Annotated in this window: 19 protein-coding genes; 13 read left to right on the top strand and 6 right to left on the bottom strand. The window is 70.0% G+C overall.

Annotation, left to right across the window (positions count from 1 at the left end):
• Positions 1 to 67 precede the first annotated feature (67 nt).
• From B1759_RS00760 to B1759_RS00750, 3 genes are all read left to right on the top strand, one after another.
• On the top strand, positions 68 to 1,708 hold the full coding sequence (locus B1759_RS00760; protein WP_095513119.1) for a T9SS type A sorting domain-containing protein: 1,641 nt from the start codon (positions 68 to 70) through the stop codon (positions 1,706 to 1,708).
• 83 nt (positions 1,709 to 1,791) lie between these two features.
• Positions 1,792 to 3,639, top strand: a complete 1,848-nt coding sequence (locus tag B1759_RS00755; protein WP_095513118.1) for a peptidoglycan-binding protein — start codon at positions 1,792 to 1,794, stop codon at positions 3,637 to 3,639.
• A complete protein-coding gene (locus tag B1759_RS00750) occupies positions 3,636 to 5,210 on the top strand; it encodes a peptidoglycan-binding protein (protein WP_095513117.1) in 1,575 nt (524 codons plus the stop codon). The genes B1759_RS00755 and B1759_RS00750 overlap by 4 nt, the downstream gene beginning before the upstream one ends.
• Before the next feature lie 209 nt (positions 5,211 to 5,419).
• Here B1759_RS00750 and B1759_RS00745 read toward each other — a convergent pair whose 3' ends face one another.
• Positions 5,420 to 5,932 (bottom strand): fasciclin domain-containing protein, encoded by a 513-nt coding sequence (locus B1759_RS00745; protein WP_158225045.1) that lies wholly within the window; start codon positions 5,930 to 5,932, stop codon positions 5,420 to 5,422.
• Positions 5,933 to 6,125: 193 nt separating this feature from the next.
• Here B1759_RS00745 and B1759_RS00740 point away from each other — a divergent pair, with 193 nt between their 5' ends.
• The 8 genes from B1759_RS00740 to B1759_RS00705 all read left to right on the top strand — a co-directional run bounded on the left by B1759_RS00740 (position 6,126) and on the right by B1759_RS00705 (position 15,769).
• Complete coding sequence (locus tag B1759_RS00740) at positions 6,126 to 6,782, top strand: hypothetical protein (protein WP_095513115.1); 657 nt, start codon at positions 6,126 to 6,128, stop codon at positions 6,780 to 6,782.
• 158 nt (positions 6,783 to 6,940) lie between these two features.
• Positions 6,941 to 7,114 carry a histone H1 gene (locus B1759_RS00735; RefSeq protein ID WP_095513329.1) on the top strand — a complete coding sequence of 58 codons (174 nt, stop codon included), beginning with the start codon at positions 6,941 to 6,943 and terminating at the stop codon, positions 7,112 to 7,114.
• An 86-nt stretch (positions 7,115 to 7,200) separates the two neighbouring features.
• Positions 7,201 to 8,085, top strand: a complete 885-nt coding sequence (locus B1759_RS00730) for a DUF3078 domain-containing protein (RefSeq protein ID WP_095513114.1) — start codon at positions 7,201 to 7,203, stop codon at positions 8,083 to 8,085.
• Between the two features lie 4 nt (positions 8,086 to 8,089).
• Positions 8,090 to 10,408: a hypothetical protein gene (locus tag B1759_RS00725; RefSeq protein WP_143537217.1), complete on the top strand. Its 2,319-nt coding sequence runs from the start codon at positions 8,090 to 8,092 to the stop codon at positions 10,406 to 10,408.
• Positions 10,344 to 11,615, top strand: a complete 1,272-nt coding sequence (locus B1759_RS00720) for a type IX secretion system plug protein domain-containing protein (RefSeq protein ID WP_095513112.1) — start codon at positions 10,344 to 10,346, stop codon at positions 11,613 to 11,615. The genes B1759_RS00725 and B1759_RS00720 overlap by 65 nt, the downstream gene beginning before the upstream one ends.
• A 14-nt stretch (positions 11,616 to 11,629) precedes the next feature.
• Positions 11,630 to 14,110 (top strand): zinc-dependent metalloprotease, encoded by a 2,481-nt coding sequence (locus B1759_RS00715; RefSeq protein ID WP_095513111.1) that lies wholly within the window; start codon positions 11,630 to 11,632, stop codon positions 14,108 to 14,110.
• A 43-nt stretch (positions 14,111 to 14,153) separates the two neighbouring features.
• Complete coding sequence (locus tag B1759_RS00710; RefSeq protein WP_095513110.1) at positions 14,154 to 14,681, top strand: flavodoxin domain-containing protein; 528 nt, start codon at positions 14,154 to 14,156, stop codon at positions 14,679 to 14,681.
• Positions 14,678 to 15,769 carry a M14 family zinc carboxypeptidase gene (locus tag B1759_RS00705; RefSeq protein ID WP_158225044.1) on the top strand — a complete coding sequence of 364 codons (1,092 nt, stop codon included), beginning with the start codon at positions 14,678 to 14,680 and terminating at the stop codon, positions 15,767 to 15,769. Before B1759_RS00710 ends, B1759_RS00705 begins: the two co-directional genes overlap by 4 nt.
• A 54-nt stretch (positions 15,770 to 15,823) precedes the next feature.
• Here B1759_RS00705 and B1759_RS00700 read toward each other — a convergent pair whose 3' ends face one another.
• Positions 15,824 to 16,366: a spore maturation protein gene (locus B1759_RS00700; RefSeq protein ID WP_095513108.1), complete on the bottom strand. Its 543-nt coding sequence runs from the start codon at positions 16,364 to 16,366 to the stop codon at positions 15,824 to 15,826.
• Positions 16,367 to 16,369: 3 nt separating this feature from the next.
• A complete protein-coding gene (locus B1759_RS20395; RefSeq protein WP_095513107.1) occupies positions 16,370 to 17,386 on the bottom strand; it encodes a nucleoside recognition domain-containing protein in 1,017 nt (338 codons plus the stop codon).
• A 101-nt stretch (positions 17,387 to 17,487) separates the two neighbouring features.
• Between B1759_RS20395 and B1759_RS00690 the strand changes: the two genes are divergently transcribed.
• Positions 17,488 to 18,252, top strand: coding sequence for an SDR family NAD(P)-dependent oxidoreductase (locus tag B1759_RS00690; protein ID WP_198948706.1), 765 nt, complete (start codon positions 17,488 to 17,490; stop codon positions 18,250 to 18,252).
• A gap of 6 nt (positions 18,253 to 18,258) precedes the next feature.
• Here B1759_RS00690 and B1759_RS00685 read toward each other — a convergent pair whose 3' ends face one another.
• The gene (locus B1759_RS00685; protein ID WP_095513106.1) at positions 18,259 to 18,465 is read right to left on the bottom strand and encodes a hypothetical protein; all 207 of its coding nucleotides are present in this window, start codon (positions 18,463 to 18,465) and stop codon (positions 18,259 to 18,261) included.
• Positions 18,466 to 18,631: 166 nt separating this feature from the next.
• On the bottom strand, positions 18,632 to 20,236 hold the full coding sequence (locus B1759_RS00680) for a T9SS type A sorting domain-containing protein (RefSeq protein ID WP_158225043.1): 1,605 nt from the start codon (positions 20,234 to 20,236) through the stop codon (positions 18,632 to 18,634).
• A 718-nt stretch (positions 20,237 to 20,954) separates the two neighbouring features.
• Between B1759_RS00680 and B1759_RS00675 the strand changes: the two genes are divergently transcribed.
• Entirely contained in the window at positions 20,955 to 21,617 is a 663-nt protein-coding gene (locus B1759_RS00675) for a hypothetical protein (protein WP_143537216.1), read from the top strand.
• Positions 21,618 to 21,655: 38 nt separating this feature from the next.
• Here B1759_RS00675 and uvrC read toward each other — a convergent pair whose 3' ends face one another.
• Entirely contained in the window at positions 21,656 to 23,518 is a 1,863-nt protein-coding gene (gene uvrC / locus B1759_RS00670) for an excinuclease ABC subunit UvrC (RefSeq protein WP_095513103.1), read from the bottom strand.
• Positions 23,519 to 23,613 lie beyond the last annotated feature (95 nt).

Here is a 23,613-nt window from a genome sequence, read left to right as displayed (position 1 = left end):
ACCGGGCCGGGCCGGAGCGACGCTCCGGACTCGCGGTCGCGCTCCTTCCCCTTTCGACCCCGCTTCCATGCGTGCTGCTGCCCCCACCTCTTTCCGCAGGCTGAGCCTGCTCCTCGCCGCGGCGTTCGCCCTGGCCGTCGCGCCGGACGCGGCCGCACAGTCCGAGCTGATCGTCGAGCCCGGCCCGCCCGGCGTGCTCAACGACGCCATCGAGAACGACACCGCTCGCCCTGCGGACCGCGTCTACGTGCTCCGCCAGGGCGCCTACTACGGTGTCACGCGGGAGATCAACAACCAGGGCTACACGCTCCGGATCAAGGCGGAGGGGACCGAGGGCACCCGGCCGGTGATCTACCCCGCGCCGGACAACACCGGCACGCCGCCCGGCAGCCGCTACTCCAACCTCGGTGGGGACGTGTACTTCTCGGGCCTCTACTTCCTGGCCGTCGACCCGAGCCAGGGGGAGGTCGCGACGACGTTCGCGCTCAACGCGCCGGGCATGCGCTTCGTGGTGGACAACTCGGTGTTCCAGGGCGGCCGCTCGCGGCTGATCGAGGTCAACGTGGATGACACGAAGCTGCTCATCTCGAACAGCCAGTTCCGCAACCTCGTCCGCAACGATGGGACCTCCAACGGGCGCCCGATCGACTACCGGACGGTCCGCGCCGACTCGCTGGTGGTCACCAACACGTCGTTCCTGAACATCTCCGGCTACCTCGTCCGCTACGACGGGTCGGAGATGAACACGGTCGTGTTCGACCACGTGACGGTCTACGGCACGAACCGCGAGATGTGGACCAACGCGTTCGGCACGCAGGCGATCAATTACCGGTTCACGAACAACCTCGTCGTCAACCCCTACGGCGACGGCCAGCCGCCGGTCGAGGACGGCGTGCTGCCGCAGGGCGTGGTCGCGCTCGACTCGCTCGACGCGGGCATCGACAACGGCTTCACCGAGGCCGACCGGACGATCCGGATCGAGAACAACGGCTACATGATCACCGCCGACCTCCAGGCGTACTACGACGCGCGGACGGCGGCGGGCGACCCGATCCAGCCCCGCGCGCTGCTGGACAACGGCTTGCTGGAGTACGTCGCGGCCAACGCCGGCGTCGTGGTCGGCAACAACGAGACCTACGACATCGGCTTCACGACGCCCCCGGACCTGACCGACTACATCGCGTGGCTCAGCGCCTTCCGCGACGGCGCGGCGGACCCGGGCACCTGGGCGTTCGGTGAGGAGGACGGCAACTACTTCCCGGCTGACCAGCCGCCGCCGGAGGACCTCTCCTACGCCTCCACGGAGGCGGCCTACACGGCCGCGCAGGGCGGCTTCCCGCTCGGTTCCCTGACCTACTTCCCGGCCCTGCTGGAGCAGTGGGAGGCCGGCGGTGGGCTGAGCGTCGCCAACGAGACCGTGCCCGGTGCGGACGGCTTCGCGCTGGATGGCACCTTCCCGAACCCGTCCGCGGGTCGGCTCGCGGTCCAGCTCTCGCTCGACGCCGCCGCCGTGGTCACGCTCGACGTGTTCGACACGCTGGGCCGTCGCGTGCTGACGGTCCCGGCCCAGACGGTCGCCGCCGGTGACCGCCAGTCGGTCGCGGTCGACGCGTCGTCGCTGCCGTCGGGCGTCTACCTCGTCCGCGCCACGGCCGAGGCGGGCGGGCTCGTCCGCGCGCGCACGAGCCGGTTCACGGTCGCGCGCTAGCGCGATCGGTCGCTCGTCCGGCCGTCGCTCCCTGTGTGGGGTGGCGGCCGGACCCCTTTCGGCCCTCCCGGCTCCCGCATCTGATGAACTCTCGCCTCGCTCTCTTCGCCCTTCTTCTCGGCCTGGCCGCGCCCGCCTCGGCGCAGGCGTGGGAGTCTGAGATCGTCTCCACCGGCCCCGACGGGATGCTGGACTACGCCGCCGATGACGAGGGCAACCGCATGCCCAACTTCGGCTGGGCGGGGTACGGGAGCGGCCTGGAGCCGATCCCCACCGTGCCGACCGTCGTGACCGTGGCGCCCGTCGACGGCGACGACACCGCCTCGATCCAGGCTGCGCTCGACGAGGCGATGGCGCGCACGCCCGACGCCGACGGCCTCCGGGGCGCGGTCGAACTGGCCGCGGGCACCTACGAGATCGCCGGAACGCTCGTCATCCGCGAGAGCGGCGTCGTGCTGCGGGGCGCGGGCGACGACGAGGACCCGGCCACCAACACTGTCCTGGCGCGCAGCGGCGCGAACCAGGACCCCATCGTCTACGTCGGCCGGAGCGAGTCGGCCTCCGGCGACGCGCTGATCCGGCGCGTCAGCACGCGCGCGCCCTCGGTGATCTCGAACGACTTGCTGCCCGTGGGCACGCTGTCGTTCGAGCTCGACAACCCCGAGCGCTACGCGCCCGGCGACCCGATCGTGATCTACCACCCGGCGACCCTCAACTGGATCAACGCCGTGGACCGTGGCGCGACCGCGGGCGACGCCCCCTGGGCAGTCGGCGAGCACCCGGTCGCGTTTGCGCGCACCATCGAGCACCTCAACGGCTCCACGGTGACGATCGACGCGCCGACCTTTTACCGACTCGACAAGCCGGTGTCGCCGTCCTACATCTACCTCCGCGACGCGTCCGGTCTGATCCGCGACGTGGGCGTGGAGGACCTGCGGATCGACATCGAGACGGTGAGCGAGACCGACGAGACGCAGGCCGAGAACGCGGTCGTGCTGGCGATGGTCGAGGACGGCTGGGTGACCGGCGTGACCGCGCTCCACTTCTGGCACGCGGGCGTCTCGGTCCAGAACTCGCGCTACGTGACCGTCCGCGACAGCCGCGCGCTGGACCCGCACTCGCTGGTCGAGGGCAGCCGGCGCTACAACTTCGAGGTCTACAAGTCGCAGCTGGTCCTGTTCGAGGGCAACGTCGCGAGCGGCGCCCGGCACGCCTACGTGGGCAACGGGACGACGCTCGACTCGGGCATCGTCTTCCTCGACAACACCTCGCAGGACGCCTTCACGTCGAGCGAGGCGCACCGCCGCTGGGGGATGGGCTTCCTCTATGACAACCACGTCGAGATCGGGTCGACGGGCACGAGCACCTCGGACCGGCGCATCCACCTGGGCAACCGGGGGAGCTACGGGACCGGTCACGGGTGGGCGTGCGCCAACTGCGCCGTCTGGAACGCCGAGATGAACGGCTCACTGGTCGTGGTCGAGAAGCCGCCGACGGCCCAGAACTACGCCATCGGGGTCCAGGGTGCGGTCTCCAGCCGCGGCCCGTTTCTCGCGACCACACCCAACATCGAAGGGACGAACCGGGCCAACCTGAGCCCGCGCTCGCTCTACCTCCGCCAGGTCGAGGACCGGCTGAATCCGCTCCCGGCCGAGAGCGTTGGCCCCGTGGCGACCCGCCTGCTGCCGCCCGCGCCGAACCCCGCCACCGGGGCCGTCCGCCTCGGGTTCGTACTGGAGACCGCCGCCGACGTGCGGCTGAGCGTGGTGGATGTGCTCGGGCGCGAGGTGGCGACGGTGCTCGACGGGCCGCGCGCCGCCGGACGCTACGACGTGCGCGTCGAGACGGGCCGGCTGGCACCGGGCACCTACCTCGTCCGCCTCGCCACCGAGGCGGAGGTGGTGAGCACGCCGGTCACGGTCGTGCGGTGACGTGCCGCCTGCTCCTCGGCTCGGCGCTCCTGACGCTGGCAGCGACCGCCTGCGCGGCGCAGGGCTGGGAGTCGGCCATCGTGTCGACGGGCCCCGACGGGCGCCTCCAGTATGCGACCGATGCCGAGGGCAACCGCGTGCCGGACTTCTCGCGCGCAGGCTACCGCGGCGGCGGCGTGGACCTTCCAGTGGTCCCGACGGTCCGCACCCTGGCACCGGTCGAGGGCGACGACACCGCGTCCATCCAGGCGGCCCTCGACGCCGTCATGGCTCTTCCGGTGGGGCCGGACGGGCGGCGCGGTGCGCTCGAACTCACGGCGGGCACCTTCGAGATCGCCGGTACGCTCGTGATCCGCGCGAGCGGCGTCGTGCTGCGGGGCGCGGGCGACGGCGACGACCCGACCGCGAGCACCGTCCTGCGGCGGAGTGGCGCCAACCCGGAGCCCGTCGTATACGTCGGACAGAGGGAGCACGGGAGCGGCGACGCATTGATTCGTCGGGCGCAGGGCCACGCGTCGGCGTTCATCGAGGACGACGTGGTGCCGGTCGGGGCATGGTCGTTCCGGGTCGATCACCCCGAGGGGCTGCGGCCGGGCGCCCCGGTCGTGGTCTACCACCCGGCGACGGCCGGGTGGCTGGAGGCGGTCGACCACGGCGCGACGGCCAGCGAGCCGGGATGGGCCGTCGGCCAGCACCCCATCGCCTTCGCGCGGACCGTGACCGACGTGACGGGCTCAATGGTCACGCTCGACGCGCCGACGTTCTACCGCCTCGACCGGTCCCTCTCGCCGAGTTACGTCTACTGGCGCGACGACCGGTTCCTGATCCGCGAGGTGGGCGTGGAGGACCTGCGGATCGAGATCGAGACGGCGAGCGACACCGACGAGACGCAGGCCGAGAACGCCGTCGTGCTGGCCCTGGTGGAAGACGGCTGGGTGCAGCGCGTGACGGCGCGACACTTCTGGCGGGCCGGGGTGCGGGTCGAGAACTCGCGCTACGTGACCGTTCGCGACAGCCGCGCGCTGGCCCCGCATTCGGTGGTGGACGGTGGGCGGCGGTACAACTTCATGGTCGAGAAGTCGCAACTGGTGCTGTTCCAGGGCAACGTCGCCTCCCATGGGCGTCACGCCTACGTGGGCAACGGCGAGACGCTGGACTCGGGGATCGTCTTCCTCGACAACGTCTCCGAGGACGCCTTCACGTCGAGCGAGGCGCACCGACAGTGGAGCATGGGCTTCCTCTACGACCACCACACCGAGGTGGGATCGGTCGGGCGCGAGACCCACGACCGGCGCATCCACCTCGGCAACCGGGGCGACTACGGGACCCAGCACGGGTGGGCGTGCGCCAACTGCGTCGTGTGGAACGCGCAGATGAACGGGGCGCTCGTGATCGTGGAGAAGCCGCCGACGGCCCAGAACTACGCCATCGGGGTCCAGGGCGCGGTTTCCAACCGCGGCCCCTTCCTCACGACCGCGCCCCACGTCGAGGGGACGAATCGGGCCGACCTGAGCCCGCGCTCGCTCTACCTCCGCCAACTCGCCGACCGTCTGCGCCCGGTCGAGAGGTGATCGGGGACGCCGACCGGCCATTTCGGGGTGGTCGGAGCGAGGTCGTCCTCGTCACCCGTCCTTTCGCTCCAGGCGCCAACCGCGCCCGACGGCTGGCCGACGGCGTCGCCGTGGCAGCCCGGTCCATCGTCGCCCGATGCTGCGGCGAGGCCTGCCGTTGATGGCCCTGAAGCGCGGGTCGGTCAGGGCCTTTCGCTTCAGGACAGGCTCTAGGTATCGGTCGGCGCCAGCACGCCGTTGATCTTATGCACGACCCCATTCGAGGCCTCGATGTCAGGCGTCGTGATGCGGGCGTTCGAGGACGGCCCGGCGTCCTCGGTGTCCAGCCCGACGGTGCCGGACGCGGTCGTGACGGTCAGCGTCTCCCCATTCAGCGTCGTGATCACGTCGCCCACCTGGAGGTCCTCCAGCGACAGTTCGCCCGCGACCACGTGGACGCGGAGGAGGCTGGACAGGGTCGTCGCACCGAGCAACTCGATCTCCGAAATGTCGTTCTCGGCGGCGTACGCGTCGAAGGCGGCGTCGGTGGGGGCGAAGACGGTGAACGGCCCCTCGCCGTTGAGCGTGGCCGACAGGTTGGCGCGGAGGATCGCCGACTCGAGCGTCCCCAGGTCGGACTCGGCGCTGATCGCCTCGATGATCGTCGGGTCGGAGCCGAAGAGGTCGCACCCGGCGAGGAGCGGAAGAAGGAGAGCGGCGAGCAGAACGCGGAAGAGATGCATGGGGTGCTGGGAGAACCGGGGAGGAGCCGCTGGCATGACGCCGAGGTGGTCCAGGTTTCCGCGGACTCGTCGGCCCACGACGGGGGACAGGCCTCCGGCCTCGGTCTGCCGAGCACCTTCGCATCGACTCCGCAGCGGCCTCGGCACCCCTGCGGGCCGCTCGACGTACCTCGATCCCCATTTCTCCGGCCCCATGCTCGTCGTCTACCTCGATCCCTACTTCCTCGGCGACCCGCTCTTCGTGCCTGGACTGGCACGGGATGTGGCCGCGCGGGGCACCGGGCTCGTGCTGGTCCACGGGAGCGGGGAGCGGGGCGAGCGCGCCCTCGAATCGCTCGGCCGGATGCCGACGGCGACGCACGGCGTGTGGCACGCAGCGGATGCAGAGGGCCGTGGCGCGGTCGAGCGCGCCGTGCGGGTTCTGAACCGCGAGATCACCCACGAGCTCAACGAGGCGGGCGTCTCAGGCATCGGCCTGCTCGGGTCCGACCGCGGGCTCCTCAAGCAGGTGGCCGGCCGCGTCGTGGCCGGTCGTGCAGGGTGGCTGAGCGACCTCGCCTCCCGCGGGGTCGTGGCGGTCGTCGCGGCGATGGCGACGGTGGACGGCGTCGAGGTCGAGGTGGATGCCGCACGCGCTGCTGGCGTGTTGGCAGACGCGCTAGACGTCCCCGTGGCCGCTCTCACGACGGCCTCGGTCGCACCCGACGCTGCGCTCTCGCTGGCCGAGGTGCGCGTCCCGGATGCCGCCGCGCTGGGCAGGATCCGCCCGAAGGGGGAGGGCATCCACGTCGGCACCCGGCCCACGCTTCGGGATTCGAGTGGCCCAAGTGCTGTGTTGACAACAGGTTGAATCGTTCGCGTTCGTAGGAGATCGCCTCATACGGCCCAGTTTGGGGCCCTGTGGGTTGATCCACAGGGGGGGAGACGGTATGTTGACGCCCTCAACGGCCTCGAATCGGCCGGTTGATGATCCACGTCCCCACTTTCCCCAACCCATTCCCATTCATCATGGCCAACATGTTCAGCAAGCTCCAGGAGCACGTCGCTTCGCTCGAAGAGGACTTCAGCAAGTTCTACGAGAAGGGCAACAAGGCTGCCGGCACCCGTGTCCGCAAGGGCATGCAGGAGCTCAAGGCGCTCGCCCAGGAGATCCGCGTCGACGTGCAGGACAAGAAGAACTGAGTCGGCTTGCCTGACTGATTTCGCGAGGCCGCGTCACCCGGTGATGCGGCCTCGACTCGTTTTCCCCGACCTGCGCCGTTCCCGACATGCGCCGTTTGCTTCTCGCCGTTTCGTTCCTGCTCACCACCGCGTCGGTCGCCCAGGAGGCGGACACGCTCCGCGCCGAGGACGGCTGGCGGTCGTCGCTGGTGGCGTCGCTCGCGGGCAACCAGTCGGCCTTCTCGAACTGGCAGGAGGGGGGCGTGAGCGCCCTCGCCGCCACGGCCAGCCTCGACGGTCAGTTCGACCGGGTCGTGGGCACCTTTCTGACCACCCAGCAGCTTCGCCTCGCGTTCGGGGTGCTGCGCCAGGACACGCTCGACGTGCGCAAGGCTCTCGACGAGGCGCGCTACGCTGCGACCGCCGAGGTGGCCTCCGACCGCGCGTTCCGCCCCGCCGTCTCGGCGACGGCGCGCACCCAGTTCGCGCCCGGCTACGACTACTCGCCCACCGCGGCGGCCTACCCGTCGCTGACCGTCATCCCCGGTCAGGAGCTCAAGGTGTCGGACGCGTTCGCGCCGCTGGTGCTCTCCCAGACGGTCGGCATGGCCTACCGTCCCGGCAACGGGTTCGTGGGGCGGATCGGCCTGGGACTGAAGGAAACGGTCGTCGCCATCGAGCGGCTGCGGCCGGTCTACGGCAACGCGCTCGACCAGTCGGTGCGCGTCGAGGCGGGTGTAGACACCGAACTGGCCCTGGAGCGGAAGCTGATGGAGAACGTGACGCTGCGGTCGCGCCTGTCGGCGTTCCAGAGCTTCAGCCAGATCGGCTCGGCGGCGCCCGACGCCATCTTCGAGAACTCCCTGCTGCTCAAGGTGAACGACCTCCTGAACGTCCGCATCGACGCGACGGCGCTGTACGACGCCGACGTGACGACGGACGTCCAACTCCGCGAGGTGCTCAGCATCGGGTTCTCGCTGGGCATCCTGTAGCCGCGTGACCCCAGAAGCGGGGCGCCCCGTGGCTCCGGGCCGACCGTCCCTGTGGCGGGTCGCGGCGGGCTATGCGCTCGTGTGCGTGGGGCTGTGGCCGGTCCCGGTGTTCGGGATCCTGCATGCCGAGGCCAGCGCCGTGCTGGCGGCGGTCGGCTGCTTCGTGGCGGCCATCGGGAGCGTCGGCGCGTTTCGGTCCGGTGCCGGTCTGCGCGCCGTCGCGCGGGTCCACCTCGGCGCGCTCGGGGTCCCGCTGGTGATGCTGACGCTCTCGCTGCTCTGGCGGCCGAACTGCGGCTACGTGCAGGGGCTGGGTCTTTTCCTGCTGCTGGTCCCGCCGAGCGTGGGGTTCGGCCTGGGGCTGGCATACGCGACGACCGGCCTCGGCGTCCGCCTGCCTCGGACGACAGTAGGGCTGGTTCTGCTCGCAGCCGCGCTGGGCGGGGTGCTCCTCGACCTCGCGCGCCACCCGCAGTTGTTCACGTACAGCCACGTCTTCGGCGGCGTCCTGGGGCCGATCTACGACGAGGAACTGGCGATCCGGCCGGGCCTCTTCGCCGCCAAGGCGCAGACGCTGCTCTGGGTGGTGCTGTTCGTGGCGGTAGGGCGGAAGTCGAGGGGGGGAGGCGCCCCGGCGATGCGGCTCGCTCTCGCGGCAGGTACCGCGCTCGTGCTCAGCTACGCCGCCGCCCAGCCGCTCGGCATCGTGCAGACGGAGCGCGGGATCCAGCGGGTCCTGTCGGCGGAGATCGACCTTGGGCCGGTGGTGCTCCACCTCGCGCCCGAGGCGACCGAAGCGGAGCGGCGTCGGCTGGCCGACGAGGCGCTGTTTCGGTTCGAGACGCTGTCTGCCCGCCTCGGCATCGTCCCCGACGAGCCGGTCGCGGTCTACCTCTACCCGAGCCCCGAGGTGAAGGCCTCCCTGATCGGGTCGCGGACGACGAGCGTCGTTCCGGTCTGGCTGCCGACGCCCCAGGTCCACATGCTGGCCGAGGAGGCGGAGCGGTCGCTGGGGCACGAACTGGTGCACGTGCTGGCTCGCGAGGTGGGGATGCCGGGGCTGCGCGCGTCGCCCGCGGTAGGGCTGGTGGAGGGGCTTGCCGTCGCCCTGGAGCCGCCCGACGGCCTGCCGGACCCCACTGCGTTGGTCATCGCCGGGCGAGACCTGCCCGCCGGGCTGGGCGGTGCCAGGGACCCCGCCGAGGCCGTCCTCGCGACGATGTCGCCGATCGGGTTCTGGACCGCGCGGGCGGGCGTGGCCTACACCGCCAACGGCGCCTTCGTCGGGTGGCTGCTGGACCGGTACGGCGCCGCGCCGCTGCGGGCAGCGTACCGGACAGGCCGGTTCGAGTCGGCCTACGGCCAGAGCCTGGAGGCCCTGACAGACGCGTGGGGCGCCGACCTCGCCCGTCGGCCGGTGGACCCGGAGGCGGTCGCGGTGGCGCGGTGGCTCTTCTCCCGTCCGTCGCTGTTCGAGGCCCGCTGCCCCCACCACGTGCCCGAGGCCGTGCGCCTCGCTCGCGACGGGGTGGACGCCTGGGAACGGGGGGAGGCCGTGCAGGCGGGGCAGGCATTCCGCGCGTCGGCGGATGCGAACCCGTTTTCGCTGACGGCGCTGTTCGGCGCCCTCCAGGCGTCGCTCGCGGTGGGGGACGGCGTCCCTCCGGAGGCGCTCGGCCGCGCCGTGGCCCTGGCCGACAGCCTCCCGACCTCGGCGACGCTCGCTCACCTCGCGGACGTCCGCCGTCTGCTCGGCCGGGACGCTGCGCCCACCTACGCCGCCGCGCGGGACTCGCTGGCGCCCATCGACGCGATCGGACGCCTGCTGCTGGATCGGCGTGCGGCCCTGGACGCGGGCACCCTGCGTGAGTGGCTGTCCACACCGCCCGACTCGGCTTCTTCGTGGCTGATGCAGGACGCCCCGGTGCTGGCCGCCCTTCGCCTGGCCGCCGCCGACCGTCCGGCCGAGGCCTGGGCGGTCGCGCGGACGTGGTGCGCCGAGGCGCTGACGGTCACGTCTGACTCCGCTGCCACCGCCGAGGCCGAGCGCGTGCTCCGGCTGCTCCAGGGCACAATGGCGTACCGCGCAGGAGCCCTGTCGGCGAGCGCGCGTACCCTGGACGGCCTCGACGCGGCGTTTGCCGACGGCGGCCCGCACAGCCTCGCCGCCCTCGTTCGCGACCACGCCGCGCGCGTCCGCTGGCGGCAGGGCCTCCTCGATCCCCCGGCTATCTTCGTCGCCCCGACGCCCGTCCCCGATGCCCCCACTCCGTGTTCTGCCGTTCGTCGCCCTGCTGTTCGCGACGGGCTGCGTGCTCCCTGAGGAGAGCTTCGACACGTCGGCCGAGGCCGAGCCAGCCGCGAGGGTGGGGGAGACCGTCGTCGCCGATTCGCGCGTCGGCGCCCTCCAACTGCACGCGATCGGGGAGGAGGCCTCGCTGCCGGTGATCGCGCTCGGCACGAGCCAGCAGCTTCGGCTCGAGTTCGACCTCGTGGGCGAGGAGACGGGCCTCCCGCTGGATATCTCGTTCGCCCACACCAACCGGCGAGGGCAGGTGGATCTGCTCCCGAACGAAGTGCTGACGGGCTTCGAGAGCGACCGCATCCTGGACTACGACCGGTCCGGCTCGGCCGTCGACGTGCCGTACATCCACTACCGCTACGACTTCCCGAACAGCACGATCGGCTTTCGCGTGAGCGGCAACTACCGCGCGGTCGTCCGCGACTCCGAGGGGACGCTGCTGTTCGACGTGCCTTTCTACGTCTCCGAGCAGCTCGCCGAGGTGGACCTGGCGTTCGGGTCGACGGTGCAGGACGGGTCGGTCGGCTTCGCCATCCAGCCCGCCGCACGGCTCCGGCCGGACGCCCGCCTCCGCGAGTTCGATGGGTCGCAGTTCACGGTCTGCTTCGGCCGCAACGGTCGGACGGACGTGCTGCGGTGCGCGCCCGAGCCGTCGCTCGTGGACCTGTCGCTGTTCCAGTTCTACCTGCCCCGCAGCCAGGCCTTTCAGGAGCAACAGGCGCTGTTCACCTTCGACCTCGGCTACCTCGGCGTCAACACGGACGTGATCGAGGTCGACCGCGCGGCGTCGCCGCCGACGGCGCTGCTGGATCTCGACTTTTCCGAGTTCGGCGGCGACGTGCGACAGGCCGTCTTCGCGTCCTCCCCGCTCATCGAAACCCCCTACCGCGACGTCGGCCGGGCGGACGTGGACGGCGAGTACGTCGAGGTCACGTTCCGCTACGTGCCGCCGCAGAGCCGCCAGTCGCCACGGCGCGTCTACGTCGTCGGTCCGTTCAACGGCTGGGCGCGTACGCCCGAGTCGGAGATGACGTGGGTCCAGGCCGACGGCCGCTACCAGGCCACGCTTCTCCTGAAGCAGGGCCGCTACGTCTACAGCTACGTTGGGGCGGACGCGCAGACGCCGAGCCTCAGCGCCGCGTCTCTGTTCACCGCCTACGTCTACCTCGCCGATCCCCGGCGCTTCACCGACCGCTTGATCGCCGTGCGCAGCGGCGTCGCCCAGTAACCCTCCGATCTGCCATGCTCCGTTGGTTCGCCCTCGCGACCGCCGCCGTCCTTCTCGTCGGCGGGTGCTCGTCCGCCCAGCCGGTCGTCGAGCCCGCTACGCCCGCCACCCCCGCTGCCTCATCCGAGGACGACCTGAAGCCGTTCTCTGAGATCGTCACGGAGGACGCGGTCAGCTACGAGGGACTGTTCGACGTCCACCTCGAAGATGACGGACTGAAGCTGCTCTACCAGATCCCGGACTCGCTGTTCGGCCGCGAGATGCTGATCGTCAGCCGCCTCGCCAAGACCACCGAGGGGTACCAGTACGGCGGCTCGAAGGTCAACACGCAGGCCGTCCGCTGGGAGCGTCAGGGCGACTTCGTGATGCTGCGCGCCCTGCGCTACAGCAGCGTCGCCGATTCGACGCTGCCGATCTACCGCGCCGTGCGCGACGCGCAGTTCGAGCCCATCATCGCCCGCGTGCCGGTGCTCGCCATCGGGCCGGACTCGTCGTCGGTGGTCGTCGACATGACGGCCACGTTCACCGAGGACACGCCCATGTTCGGGCTGCCGTCGGGTGCACGGGAGCAGTTCAAGGTGCGCCGGCTGGACAAGGACCGGTCCTACCTCTCCCGCGCCGGGGCCTATCCCCGCAACGTGGAGGTCCGCTCGGTGCTGACTTACGAGGCCTCGGAGGCGCCCGCGAACAGTTCGACGGGGGTCCTCTCGGTCGAGATGGCGCATTCGATGGTGCTCCTGCCCGACACCCCGATGCGCCCGAGGCGGGCGGACCCACGCGTGGGCTACTTCTCCATCGAGCAGACCGACTACGGCCTCCCGGCGCAGCGCGCGGAAGCGCGGGAGTACATCACCCGCTGGCAGCTCGTCCCGAGCGACATGGAGGCGTACGCGCGCGGCGAACTGGTCGAGCCGGTCGACCCGATCGTCTACTACATCGACCCGGCGACGCCGGAGGAGTGGCGCGAGCCGCTGAAGCAGGGCGTCGAGGACTGGAACGTGGCCTTCGAGGCGGCGGGCTTCCGCAACGCCATCCGCGCCGAGGACCCGCCGACCGACGACCCCGACTGGAGCCCCGAGGACGCGCGCTTCTCGGTCATCCGCTACTTCCCGTCGGACACCCAGAACGCCTACGGACCGCACGTCCACGACCCGCGCACGGGCCAGATCCTGGAGTCCGACATCGGGTGGTACCACAACGTGATGAACCTGCTGCGCAACTGGTTCTTCGTCCAGACCGCCGCCGTCAACCCACTCGCGCGGTCGCCCCAGTTCCGGCAGGACGTCATGGGCGAGCTGGTGCGGTTCGTGTCCGCCCACGAGGTCGGTCACACGCTCGGCCTGCCGCACAACTGGATCTCGTCGACGGCCTACTCGGTCGACAGTCTCCGCAGTTCCACGTTTACGGCCACCCACGGCACCGCGCCCTCGATCATGGACTATGCGCGGTTCAACTACGTCGCCCAGCCGGAGGACGGCGTGACGCAGCTGATGCCGCGCGTCGGCGAGTACGACATCTGGGCGGTCAAGTGGGGCTACACCTACTTCCCCGATGCCGACTCTGAAGCGGAGGAGCGGGCGATGCTGCAGGCCATGGTGGCAGAGGTCCGCGACGACCCCGCGCTGCGCTATGGCCGCCAGACGTCCGACCCCGTCGATCCACGGTCGCAGTCCGAAGACCTCGGCGACGACGCCGTCTACGCGTCCCAGATGGGCCTCGCCAACCTCAAGCGGATCGTCCCGCGCCTCCGCGAGTGGACCACCGAGGACGGGGAGACCTACGCCGACCTCGAAGAACTCTACGGTCAGGTGGTCGGGCAGTGGGGCCGCTACCTGGGCCACGTCAGCCGACAGGTCGGCGGCGTGACCATCGACCCGAAGATGACCGAGGAAGACGGCGTCGTCTACGCACCCGTCGACGCTGCCCGCCAGCGTGCCGCGGTCGCGTTCCTCGTAGACGAGGCGTTCACGACTCCGGACTGGCTCCTCGACACCGACCTGCTCGGCCGCATCGAGGCGGGCGGGGCCGCCGACCGCGTGCTGCGGCTGCAGGAGGGGGCGCTGGATCGGCTCCTCAACCCGGTCCGCCTCGCGCGCCTCGCCGAGGCCGAGTGGCTCTACGGCGACGCCGCCTACCCGGCCGCTGAGATGATGGGCGACCTCCAGGGCGGCCTGTTCGCCGAACTCGCTCGCGGCGCCTCCGTCGATCCGTCCCGGCGTGCGCTCCAGCGCGCCTACGTCGATCGGCTTGGCGACCTGCTGACCGACGACGGCCTCGGGGTCCCGGCGGCGCGCGTGCAGCAGGTGTATGGCTACCGTCCGCTGTCGGTCGACCGCTCCGAGGTGCGCCCGCTCGCGCGGGGCGGGCTGCTGGCGCTCCAGGAGGCGATTGCCGCCGCGCTCCCGCGCTACCGGGCCGCCGACGAGCGAGCCGAGCGCTACCACCTGCTCGACCTCGACGCCCGCATCGAGACCCTCCTCGACCCCGAGGACTAGCCGAGTGACGCACCAGCGCACCGGGTGACGAGGCGGTCGCCCGGTGCTCTTCGCCCTCGACTCCCCACGCGCCATGCTCGACCTCCACGCCGCCGACCCCGACGTCCTCGTGCTCGTCGGCACCCAGACGGGCAACTCCGAGATCGTGGCCGACGCGCTGGCGGAGACGCTCGGAGATCTCGGGTTCGCCGCGCACCTGCTCGACATGGCCGAGGCCTACCCCGAGCAACTGGCGGACTACCGGCAGATCGTCGCCGTGCTCTGCACGTGGTCGGAGGGGACCTTCCCCGACAACGCGGTCGAGTTCGCCGAGGCGCTGGAGGCCGTCCGCCCCGACCTCTCGGGCGTGCGCTTCGGGGTGTGCGGGCTCGGCGACCGCGACTACGACCCCTACTACCAGACGGCGGCCTACCGCCTGATCGACCTGCTCACGGCCTCCGGGGCGATGGAGGCCGTCCCCCTCCACGACATCGACGGCGGGCCGTCCGCCGCCGACATCGCGGGCGCGGTCGACTGGGTGACGCGGTGTGCGACGGCGTTCGCGGCGGCCAGCCCCCCGGTGGACTCGTGACCCTGTCCGACCTCGACCTGACCGGACTGCGCTACCGCACCTCCGCCGAGGTCTTCGAAGACCTCCAGTCGGCCTGCGACAGCAACCCGGACCTCGCGGCGTTCGAGGTCATCGGCGAGAGCGAGGAGGGACGGCCCATTGCAGGCGTCACGTTGGGCTACGGTCCTCGCCTCGTGACGCTCGTCGCGGGCGCCCACGCCGACGAGCCGGTCGGGCCGGAGACGCTGCGGACGCTCGTGCTCGAAGGCCTCGCCGCGCGAGACTGGGGCGCCGAAGGCGGCGGCCTCGGTGACCTGCTGGAGCGGGTCACGCTCCGCGTCATTCCCCACGTCAACCCCGACGGGGAGGCACGCAACCGGGCGTGGATCGAGGCCTGGGACGCTGGCCGTCCGGCGGAAACGCTCGGCCATTACCTCCGCGGGCGCCGTCGCGAACTGCCCGGTCGAGACATCGAGTTCGGCTACCCGGACCTCCGCGCCGAGAACCGCGCGGCGACCGCGTTCCTGTTCGACGGTCCGCCGGTGACGCTCCACGCCAGCCTGCACGGCATGGGCTTCTCGGAGGGCGCGCTGCTACTGATCGAGAAGCGCTGGCTTCGTACCGACCGCGACACTGCGCTCCGCGAGGGCTACGAGCGGGCGGCCACCGAGGCAGGCCTGCGGCTCCACGACCACGACCGCGGCGCGGAAAAAGGATTCCGCTACGGCGGCCCCGGCTTCTGGTCGACGCCCGAGGGCACGGCGATGCAGGCGCACTTCCTCGACCTCGGCGATCCGGAGACGGCGGCCCGGTTTCGACGGTCGTCGATGGAGGAGGCCATCCATCACGCCCGCGTGGACCCGCCGCTGTGCGTGGTGCCAGAGTTGCCCATGTTCGTGCTTTCGGCCCCGCACGAGGGCGCGCCCGGCGTCCCCGAGACGCTGCTCGCCTTCCGTGAGGCCATGCCCGCACTGGTCGAGCGTGCCGCCGAGGGGGACGATCTCAGCGACGCCGTCGAGCGCTTCGGCATCCGCTGCCTCGACCTGACGACCCAGGTGCGGATCCACCTCGAGATGCTCGACCTCGCGCTGGACGCGGCGCTCTCGTAGGGGCGATCCGCAGGTCCGGCTCATCCCGCCTCGGCGCCGAGGCGGGCGCGGGGGTCAGCCGAAGAACAGCAGGCACATCCAGACGGCGAACAGCATCGCCGCCGCGTCGGCGAGGAGGCCCGCCGGGAGCGCGTGGCGCGTCTTGCTGACGCCGACGGCCCCGAAGTAGACCGCGATCACGTAGAACGTCGTCTCCGTCGATCCGAACATGGTCGACGCCATCCGGGTGATGAGCGACGACTCGCCGTGCTGTGCGGCGAGGTCGGCCACGATGGCGACCGAGCCGGAGCCGGTCAGCGGGCGGACGATGGCCATCGGCAGCACCTCGGCGGGCATCCCGATCAGCGCCAGCACGGGGGCCAGGACGCTGCTCAGCCACTCCATCGCCCCGGACGCGCGGAACATGCCGATGGCGAACAGGATGGCGACGAGGTAGGGCAAGATGCGGACGGCCAGCCCGAACCCCTCCTTGCCACCCTCGACGAACGACTCGTACACCGGCACGCGCTTGAATAGCCCGTACAGCGGGATCCCCACGATCATCGCCGGGAGGACGAAGACCGAGACGACGCTGATGATCTCGCGGAATGCGTCCATGGGTCAGCCCTCGGAATCGGTGGAGACGACGGCGGGCACCGTGCGGCCGTCGCGGTTGGGGTTCGTGGCGCGGTAGCGGCGCAGCTTCGAGAGCCCCTTCGCCGCCAGGATGGCCACGATGAGCGAGCCGATGGTGGTGAAGAGGATCGGGAAGTAGACGTTGTTGGTCTCGATGCCGAGGATCGCGATCAGCGTGATCGGCGGGATGAGCTGGACGCTGGCCGTGTTGAGGGCGAGCAGCATCGCCATCGAGTCGGTCGCCGTGTCGGGCTCCGGGTTGAGCGTCTGCAATTCCTCCATCGCCTTGATGCCGAACGGCGTCGCGGCGTTGCCGAGGCCGAACACGTTGGCGGCGAGGTTGAGCGCGATCATGCCCATCGCGGGGTGATCCGGCGGGATGTCCGGGAAGAGCGGCCGGAGCACCGGACGGACCAGCTTGACGAGGGCGTGGATGATGCCGGCGTCCTCGGCGATCTTGCTCAGCCCGAGGAACAGCACCAGCACCCCGATCAGGCCGATGGCGATGGTTACGGCCACCTCGGCGAAGTCGATGGCGGCCGTCGTGATGGCGCCCATCTTGACGAAGCGGACCGGCGCGAACTGGAGGCCCCCGGTGGCCGCCGTCCCGTCGCCGCTGATGGTGACGTTCTGGAGCGTCCCCTGGAGGATGTTGTCGCGCGGGTTGGTAGCGTCGCGGATCACGTCGAGGGGCGCCGGGAGCGTCGCGTCTTCGGTGAGGACCAACTCGGGCGTGCCGTCGGCGGTGGCGCGGAGCGTGGCCTCGTAGGCCGCCTCGGGCGCGCCGTCGGTGACGCCGTAGAACTGCCGGAAGGCGATCGGGTCGACAACCAGCCGCGCGGCCTGGCGCGGCGCCTCGGCGTCAAACGGCCGCTCGAACTCGATGCGCACCGGCAGGGGGTCTGCGTTGCGGTAGGTGTCGCGGACGATGTCACCCACATCGCTCGCGAGTGCGAACACGAGGCTGACGATGATGAGTCCGGCCCAGATGTAGTTGAGCATGGCAGAGAGAGGGGTCCGCAAGGTCGCCGCCCTCCGGGCCGCGCGCAACCGGCGCGGACCGTCGACCGGCCCGATCTTTCCGCTCCCTTCCTGCCGTCGCCATGATCTCCCTCGACCTCTCCGGCCGCACTGCCCTCGTGACGGGCGGCTCCGGCGCGCTCGGCCGCGCCATGGTCCGCACCCTCGCTGAGGCGGGCGCCGACGTGGCCGTCCACTTCCACGCCAACCGCTCCCAGGCCGACCTGCTGGTCTCCGAACTGGAGGCGATGGGGCGCCGCGCCGTCGCGGTCCAGGCCGACGTCACCGAGGCGGGGTCGGTCGGCGCGATGCGGGAGGCCGTCGCGGACGCGCTCGGGGCGCCCGACATCGTCGTCGCCAACGCCGTCATCCAGTACGAATGGACCCCCATCCTCGATCAGCCGCTGGCGGACTTTGACAGCCAGTACCGCTCCTGCGTGCTGCAGAACGTCCACCTCGCCAAGGCGTTTGTCCCGGCCATGACCGAGGCGGGGTGGGGGCGCGTCATCGGCATCAACACCGAGGTGGCCATGATGTGTGACGTGACACAGGCGGCCTATGCCGCCGCCAAGCGGGGAATGGACGGGTTCTACCGGGTCCTGGCGCGCGAGATCGGCCCGCAGGGCGTGACCGTCAACCAGGTCGCGCCGGGGTGGACGCTCTCCGAACTCGTCGAAGAGCCGGACTCAGACCATGCGCGGGCGTACCGGGCCGGGGTGCCGCTCCGTCGGCACGGGACGGCGCAGGAGATCGCCAACGTCGTCGCCTTCCTGGCGTCGGACCTCGCCAGCTTCATCACGGGGGCGACCGTGCCCGTCAGCGGCGGCAACGTCATGCCGACGATCTGAGGCGGGTCAGACGGGCGTGCAGAACGACATCGGAACCAGCCGGCCGGCGGGCGCCGTCTCGTCGAGCCGGATCTCCTCGACGCAGGTCCCAGAGATCTCGACGTACACCGCCTCGGCCGGCGCGTGGGGGAGGAGCGCCGGGACGATCAGCGGTGCGGCCAGGGCGCAGAGACCATCGAGGAGGATGAATCCGGCAATCAGGCGGCGACGCATGGGAGAGGGGGGCGTGGAGACCTCGATTCTTCCCATCTACGTGCCGAGGCGGGCCAGGACCACACATCGGTCGCGATCGTCGCGTCCCGGTTCCGCCTGCCCCGACTGGTTCCGAAGGCGGCCGGCACGGTCTCACTCCGTGCACGGCCTCGTCTTCGTTCCGGGATCAGCGCGCGACCGTGACCGGGACGACCTCGTGGAACTTCCCGGAGTCGATCACGACCACGTAGACGCCGCTCGCGCCGGCGGGAGCGGTCCAGACGACCTCCTCCGCGAGCGTCCCATCGGCCGGGGTTGCGACGAGGCGGCCGAGGGCGTCGAACACGCGAGCCGTTACCGACTCGCCCGTCTGAACCCGGATGCGAACCTCACCCCGCGTCGGATTGGGGCCGACGCGGATGGCCGCGCTCGATGTCACGGTGGCCTCCGATCGAGCCAGCGCTGAGGTCTGGGGAGTCCCATCGACCTGGTAGCCGATCAGGTAGACCGAATTGTCGTAGCTGAATGTGGTCCGGTACATCCCGCCCACCAACAAGCGGCCCGCAGGCGTGATGTCGAGGAACGAGTTGCTGTAGAAGGCGCGCTCCGGTGAATCGCCCGGTGTGGGAATCGACGGCTCGGTGTAGACGCCGCCGGTTCCGAACGTGGCATCCAGACGCCCGAAGCGGTCCAGGCGGGCGATGGTGAGATCCCGCAACCCGGTGGCTTCGTTCAGGACCAGCGTGCTCACGTAGGAGGCCCCGTCCGCGGACACGGCAAGCCCACCGTCCGAGGTGAACGAAAGCGACCCCAATGGTTCGCTGAACCAGCGCCAGAGCGAGCCCTCGGTGCCCGCGCGGCCGTTCATCGCGCCCCGCGTGACGAAGCCGCGATCCGCTTTGTCCGGTTGGTCGCCGATGGTGTAGCCGGCCGTGTGGATTCGACCATTCTCGGCCACGACGAGCGACTTCAAAACCGTCGGCAGATCTGGAACGGGCAGGTACATCCCGTCGGTCCCGTACCGCTGGTCGATCCGGCCGGTCCGGCTCACTCGCACCACGACGGCCCGACGCTCGCCGTCGAGCAGAGCGTTGAGGCCCACCAGCACACGACCCGAGGCGTCCAGGTCGAGCGCCGTCGTGCCGCAGGAGGACCCAACGGGCAGGACGGCATAACCATCTACGCCGTAGTCGCTCTGGATCTCACCCGTCGGCCCGACCGCGAGCAGGCCGCAGCCCGTCGCCGTGCTGATGCCGACCAGGTAGCGTCCCCCGACCTGAATGACCTTGGAGGCGTAGGCCGGGACCCCCATCTCGATGCGACGGTAGGGGAAGCGCGGGTCTGGGGTACCGTCGGGACGCAGCCGGAGCATGAACGGGGCTGGAACGACATCGCCCACGGGGGCCGTGCTGGTCCCCACGATGACCGCGTGTCCGCGCGAGTCCTCGATGATGTCGGAGGCGGTCTCGGACGAGGGGGTGGTCGGCGTTCCGGCCAGCGCAGGGAGCCCGTACGCTCCGTCGGTTCCGAACGTCAGGACGCCCTCCCCGTCGGCATCCTGAAGTCCGACCCGACTCTTGCTGATCGCCGACTCCCAGGTGATCGTGGTGTAGTACACCGACCCATCGGGACGCGTCACGAAGCGGACCGACTCCAGGTTGAACAGGGGGGAGGCCGCAAGGCCACGAGCGAACCCGTCCTGTCCGTACTCGGGGTCGAGTGTGGGGGATTGAGCCTGAGCGGTGAGGCTGCTGACGAGGAGAAGGAGCGCCAGGGCGCGGACAACGATCATAGTGGAACGCGGGAGGTGTGCATGTGTCGCAGGTGAGGCCATGCCGCGTGCTCGGGGAGCGTTGACTGGACCCGTGTCTGTTGCTTCATCGCGACACAGGGAAGAACTATTTGGTCCTGCGGCCTTCGTTTCGGTTGCTGCATGGAGTGACTTGCCGAACGATCAATAGAGTCGCAAGACATCGTTCGGGTTGGGCTCGCTTCAGTCCGGCTGGTCTGGCCTCGGCCTACCTGAGGCAGGTCAAACCGACCAGATTCGTCCCGCTAACCGATAGGCCCCGCTTGATTCAGGTGCGTTTTATTTCCAGGCTTATCGCTCATAGGATGCGGTAGTCTAGAGAAATCGTCTTTGTGCACCATTGTGTGAGGCGTCGCGACGTGTAGCTTGGTCAAAACGGGGCCGTGTCCCATTGCCCTTCTTCCCCGCACGACGTGGTGTTTACGATGATGAGGTCCCTTCCCTTCTCTCTGGCTGTAGTGATGTTGGCGCTCCCTGGAGTGTCCCAGGCGGAGAGTCAGTTTGCGCTCCAGGAGTTTTGCAGGACATGGGGTCAGATGGAGCCGAATCCCAACGGTGGCTCCTATTGCACGCTCCGTTGGGCATGCACGGATGGGTCCGGAGGGTCCTACGGAGGGACGGATCCATCAATGTGCTCTGCTCAAGGCTGACGGAGTCTCCTCCGTCTGTTAGTTTGTCCCTCAAAGCTGCACGCACTTCAATGACAACATTCCGAGTCCTGCTTGTTCTGGCAAGCGTATCAGTATCTCTCACAGCCTGCGAGGAGGAGTCCTCGGGTCTCGTCACCCAGTCCTACCCTGCTGCGGTCGAACGAGCGCTCGACGGCGTTGAGTTTTCCCGAGCACCTGGCCACCCGATGGAGGTTCTCCAGGAGCGGGTAAACGTGGCGGTGGATGCCATGTACGACGTGTCCAACAACGCGACGACGTGGCAGGAGGCGCATGCTCTTGCTCAGGAGCACATCCGAAACGCCGAGCCAGGTGTCATCAGGGCCACTGTCGAACAGTCGATGGCGAAGCTCATGCTGGTGGGGTATCTGAACCCCAACACCCGAGAGTCGGGGACGACCGACCTCGCACTGGCCTATTCGCAGGTGTTGGTCGACCGCGGGAGTCCGGAAGCCGAGGCGGTGTTGGAAACTGTGAAGGCGTTCGGGTCAGGCTGGAGCCCTGCCGACCTTCAGGAGGTGGCTCTCGGCGCTGCTGCTGCCGTTGAGGCGCACGTCGCCGGAGGGACGCCATGCAAGGACTGTGATCTCCCTGCAGAGGTCCGCCGCACCCTCGTCGAGACCGGGAAGACCGACGACATCATCACCCTGCGCCGACTCGACGCGGCGCGCGAACTCCGCGCGCTCGCGGGGTAGGCCCCTTCGGGCTGGCGTCGTACACGGCCGGAGGGAGCCTATTTCCCTCCGGACGCTTCTGGGGATCCGTCGTCGTAGTGTGCCCGGATCTTGGCCGCCACCGACGGCCCCGTGACCGCCGCGATCTCCGCCTCGGTCGCCGCCCGGACCGCCTTGGCGCTGCCGAGTTCGGTGAGCAGCTTCTTCGCCGTCTTCGCTCCGACGCCCGGGATGTCCAGCAGTTCGCTCCGCAGGTCCTTGATGCGCCGCTGCTTGCGCTGGGCCGTCACCGCGAACCGGTGTGCCTCGTCGCGGACCCGCTGGATGAGCCGCAGCGACGACGACGTCCGCGGGATGATGACCGAGTCGCTCTGGCCGGGGAAGAAGACCTCCTCCAACCGCTTCGCGAGCCCGACAACCGGGAACTTGCCGTACACGTCGACGCGCCGCAGCGACTCGACGGACGAGGAAAGCTGCCCCTTGCCACCGTCGATGATGACGAGGTCGGGCCACGGGCCGTTCTCCTCTAACAGCCGCGAATACCGCCGCTCCACGACCTCGCGCATCGACTGGAAGTCGTCCGGCTTGCCGTTCTCCACCGTCCGGATCTTGTACGTCCGGTAGTCGGACTTGCGGGGCTTGCCGTCCTGGAAGACGACGCAGCTGGCCACTGTCCCGGTGCCGCCGAGGTGGGAGATGTCGAAGCACTCGATCCGCCGCGGCGGGTTTTTCAGGCGCAGGTCGCGCTGGAGGCTGAGCACCGAGCGCGGGATCCGCTCCTCCTCGCGCTGCTCCTGCTGGAGCTGCCACTCGCCGAGGAGCAGCCGCGCGTTGGCCTCGACCATGTTCATCAGGTCCACCTTTTCGCCCCGCTGGGGGGTGCGGACCTCCACCTTGCGGCCCTTCTTCTCGCGCAGCAGCGCCTCGACGACCGACGCGTCGGACAGCTCGCTCGCGAGGAACACCTCGTTCGGGAGGAAGGCGGCGTTGGCGTAGTAGCCCTCGACGATCCGCTGCAGGATCTCGCCATCTTCGGCGCCCTCGATGCCGCGCACGATCTTGTGCTCGCGCCCGATGATCTTGCCCTCGCGGACCTTGAACAGCACGCCCACTCCGGCGTCGACCTCGCGGTCGAGGGCGATGGCGAACAGGTCGCGGTCCACCTCGGGGTCGGTGACCACCTTCTGCTTTTGCGAGTACGTCCGGAGCGCCTTGAGACGGTCGCGGACCTCGGCGGCCTCCTCGAACTGCTTCTCGGTCGCGAGTCGCTGCATTTCGCCCGTCAGCAGCGCCTCCAGCTCAGACGTCTTGCCGTTGAGGAGCGCCGTGATCTGGCGGATCGTGGAGTCGTAGTGCGCCTCCGTCTCGTAGCCGACACACGGCGCAGCGCACTTCTGAATGTGGTAATCCAGGCAGGGCTGGTACTTGCCCGCCTCGATGGCCGCCTGGTTCAGGTGGAGCGCGCAGGACCGCAGCTTGAACAGGTCCTTGATGGTCTTCAGGACCAGCTTCATGGCCCGCGCGTCCGTGTACGGGCCGAAGTAGAGCGAGCCGTCGCGGCGGACGGTCCGCGTGGGGAAGACGCGGGGGAAGCGCTCCTTCTTGATGCAGATGTACGGGTAGCTCTTGTCGTCTTTGAGAAGGACGTTGTAGCGCGGCTTGATCTTCTTGATCAGGTTGTCCTCCAGCAACAGCGACTCGACCTCGGTGTCGGTCACGATCACCTCAACGTCCGCGATCTTGCGGACGAGCGCCTCGGTCTTGGCCTCGCGCGGGCGGCCTTCCTGGAAGTAGCTCCGCACGCGGCTCCGCAGGTTCTTGGCCTTGCCGACGTACAGCACCTTGCCCTCGGCGTCCTTGTGCTGGTAGACGCCCGGCGAGGTGGGCAGGTTGGCGAGCTTCTCGGCGAGGTCGTCGGTCATCGGGGTGGGGGAGACGGGCGATGTACGTCGATCCGGCAACGTCGCTCCCGGGGATGACGACGGCCGTTCACCTGCCTACGGTACCGTCCCATGGT

This window comes from Rubrivirga sp. SAORIC476 (genome assembly GCF_002283555.1).
Taxonomy (GTDB): Bacteria; Bacteroidota; Rhodothermia; order Rhodothermales; family Rubricoccaceae; genus Rubrivirga.
Note: the sequence above shows the minus strand (reverse complement) of the source record. Positions and strands in the feature narration are given on the sequence as shown.

Bases quoted from the DNA above. Each gene is read 5' to 3' on its own strand.
- B1759_RS00685 (WP_095513106.1), bottom strand. From the start codon at position 18,465: ATGCGTCGCCGCCTGATTGCCGGATTCATCCTCCTCGATGGTCTCTGC.
- B1759_RS00720 (WP_095513112.1), top strand. From the start codon at position 10,344: ATGCCCCCACTCCGTGTTCTGCCGTTCGTCGCCCTGCTGTTCGCGACG.
- B1759_RS00730 (WP_095513114.1), top strand. From the start codon at position 7,201: ATGCGCCGTTTGCTTCTCGCCGTTTCGTTCCTGCTCACCACCGCGTCG.
- B1759_RS00735 (WP_095513329.1), top strand. From the start codon at position 6,941: ATGGCCAACATGTTCAGCAAGCTCCAGGAGCACGTCGCTTCGCTCGAA.
- B1759_RS00740 (WP_095513115.1), top strand. From the start codon at position 6,126: ATGCTCGTCGTCTACCTCGATCCCTACTTCCTCGGCGACCCGCTCTTC.
- B1759_RS00760 (WP_095513119.1), top strand. From the start codon at position 68: ATGCGTGCTGCTGCCCCCACCTCTTTCCGCAGGCTGAGCCTGCTCCTC.
- B1759_RS00745 (WP_158225045.1), bottom strand. From the start codon at position 5,932: ATGCATCTCTTCCGCGTTCTGCTCGCCGCTCTCCTTCTTCCGCTCCTC.
- B1759_RS00690 (WP_198948706.1), top strand. From the start codon at position 17,488: ATGATCTCCCTCGACCTCTCCGGCCGCACTGCCCTCGTGACGGGCGGC.
- uvrC (WP_095513103.1), bottom strand. From the start codon at position 23,518: ATGACCGACGACCTCGCCGAGAAGCTCGCCAACCTGCCCACCTCGCCG.
- B1759_RS20395 (WP_095513107.1), bottom strand. From the start codon at position 17,386: ATGCTCAACTACATCTGGGCCGGACTCATCATCGTCAGCCTCGTGTTC.
- B1759_RS00715 (WP_095513111.1), top strand. From the start codon at position 11,630: ATGCTCCGTTGGTTCGCCCTCGCGACCGCCGCCGTCCTTCTCGTCGGC.
- B1759_RS00700 (WP_095513108.1), bottom strand. From the start codon at position 16,366: ATGGACGCATTCCGCGAGATCATCAGCGTCGTCTCGGTCTTCGTCCTC.
- B1759_RS00680 (WP_158225043.1), bottom strand. From the start codon at position 20,236: ATGATCGTTGTCCGCGCCCTGGCGCTCCTTCTCCTCGTCAGCAGCCTC.
- B1759_RS00675 (WP_143537216.1), top strand. From the start codon at position 20,955: ATGACAACATTCCGAGTCCTGCTTGTTCTGGCAAGCGTATCAGTATCT.
- B1759_RS00755 (WP_095513118.1), top strand. From the start codon at position 1,792: ATGAACTCTCGCCTCGCTCTCTTCGCCCTTCTTCTCGGCCTGGCCGCG.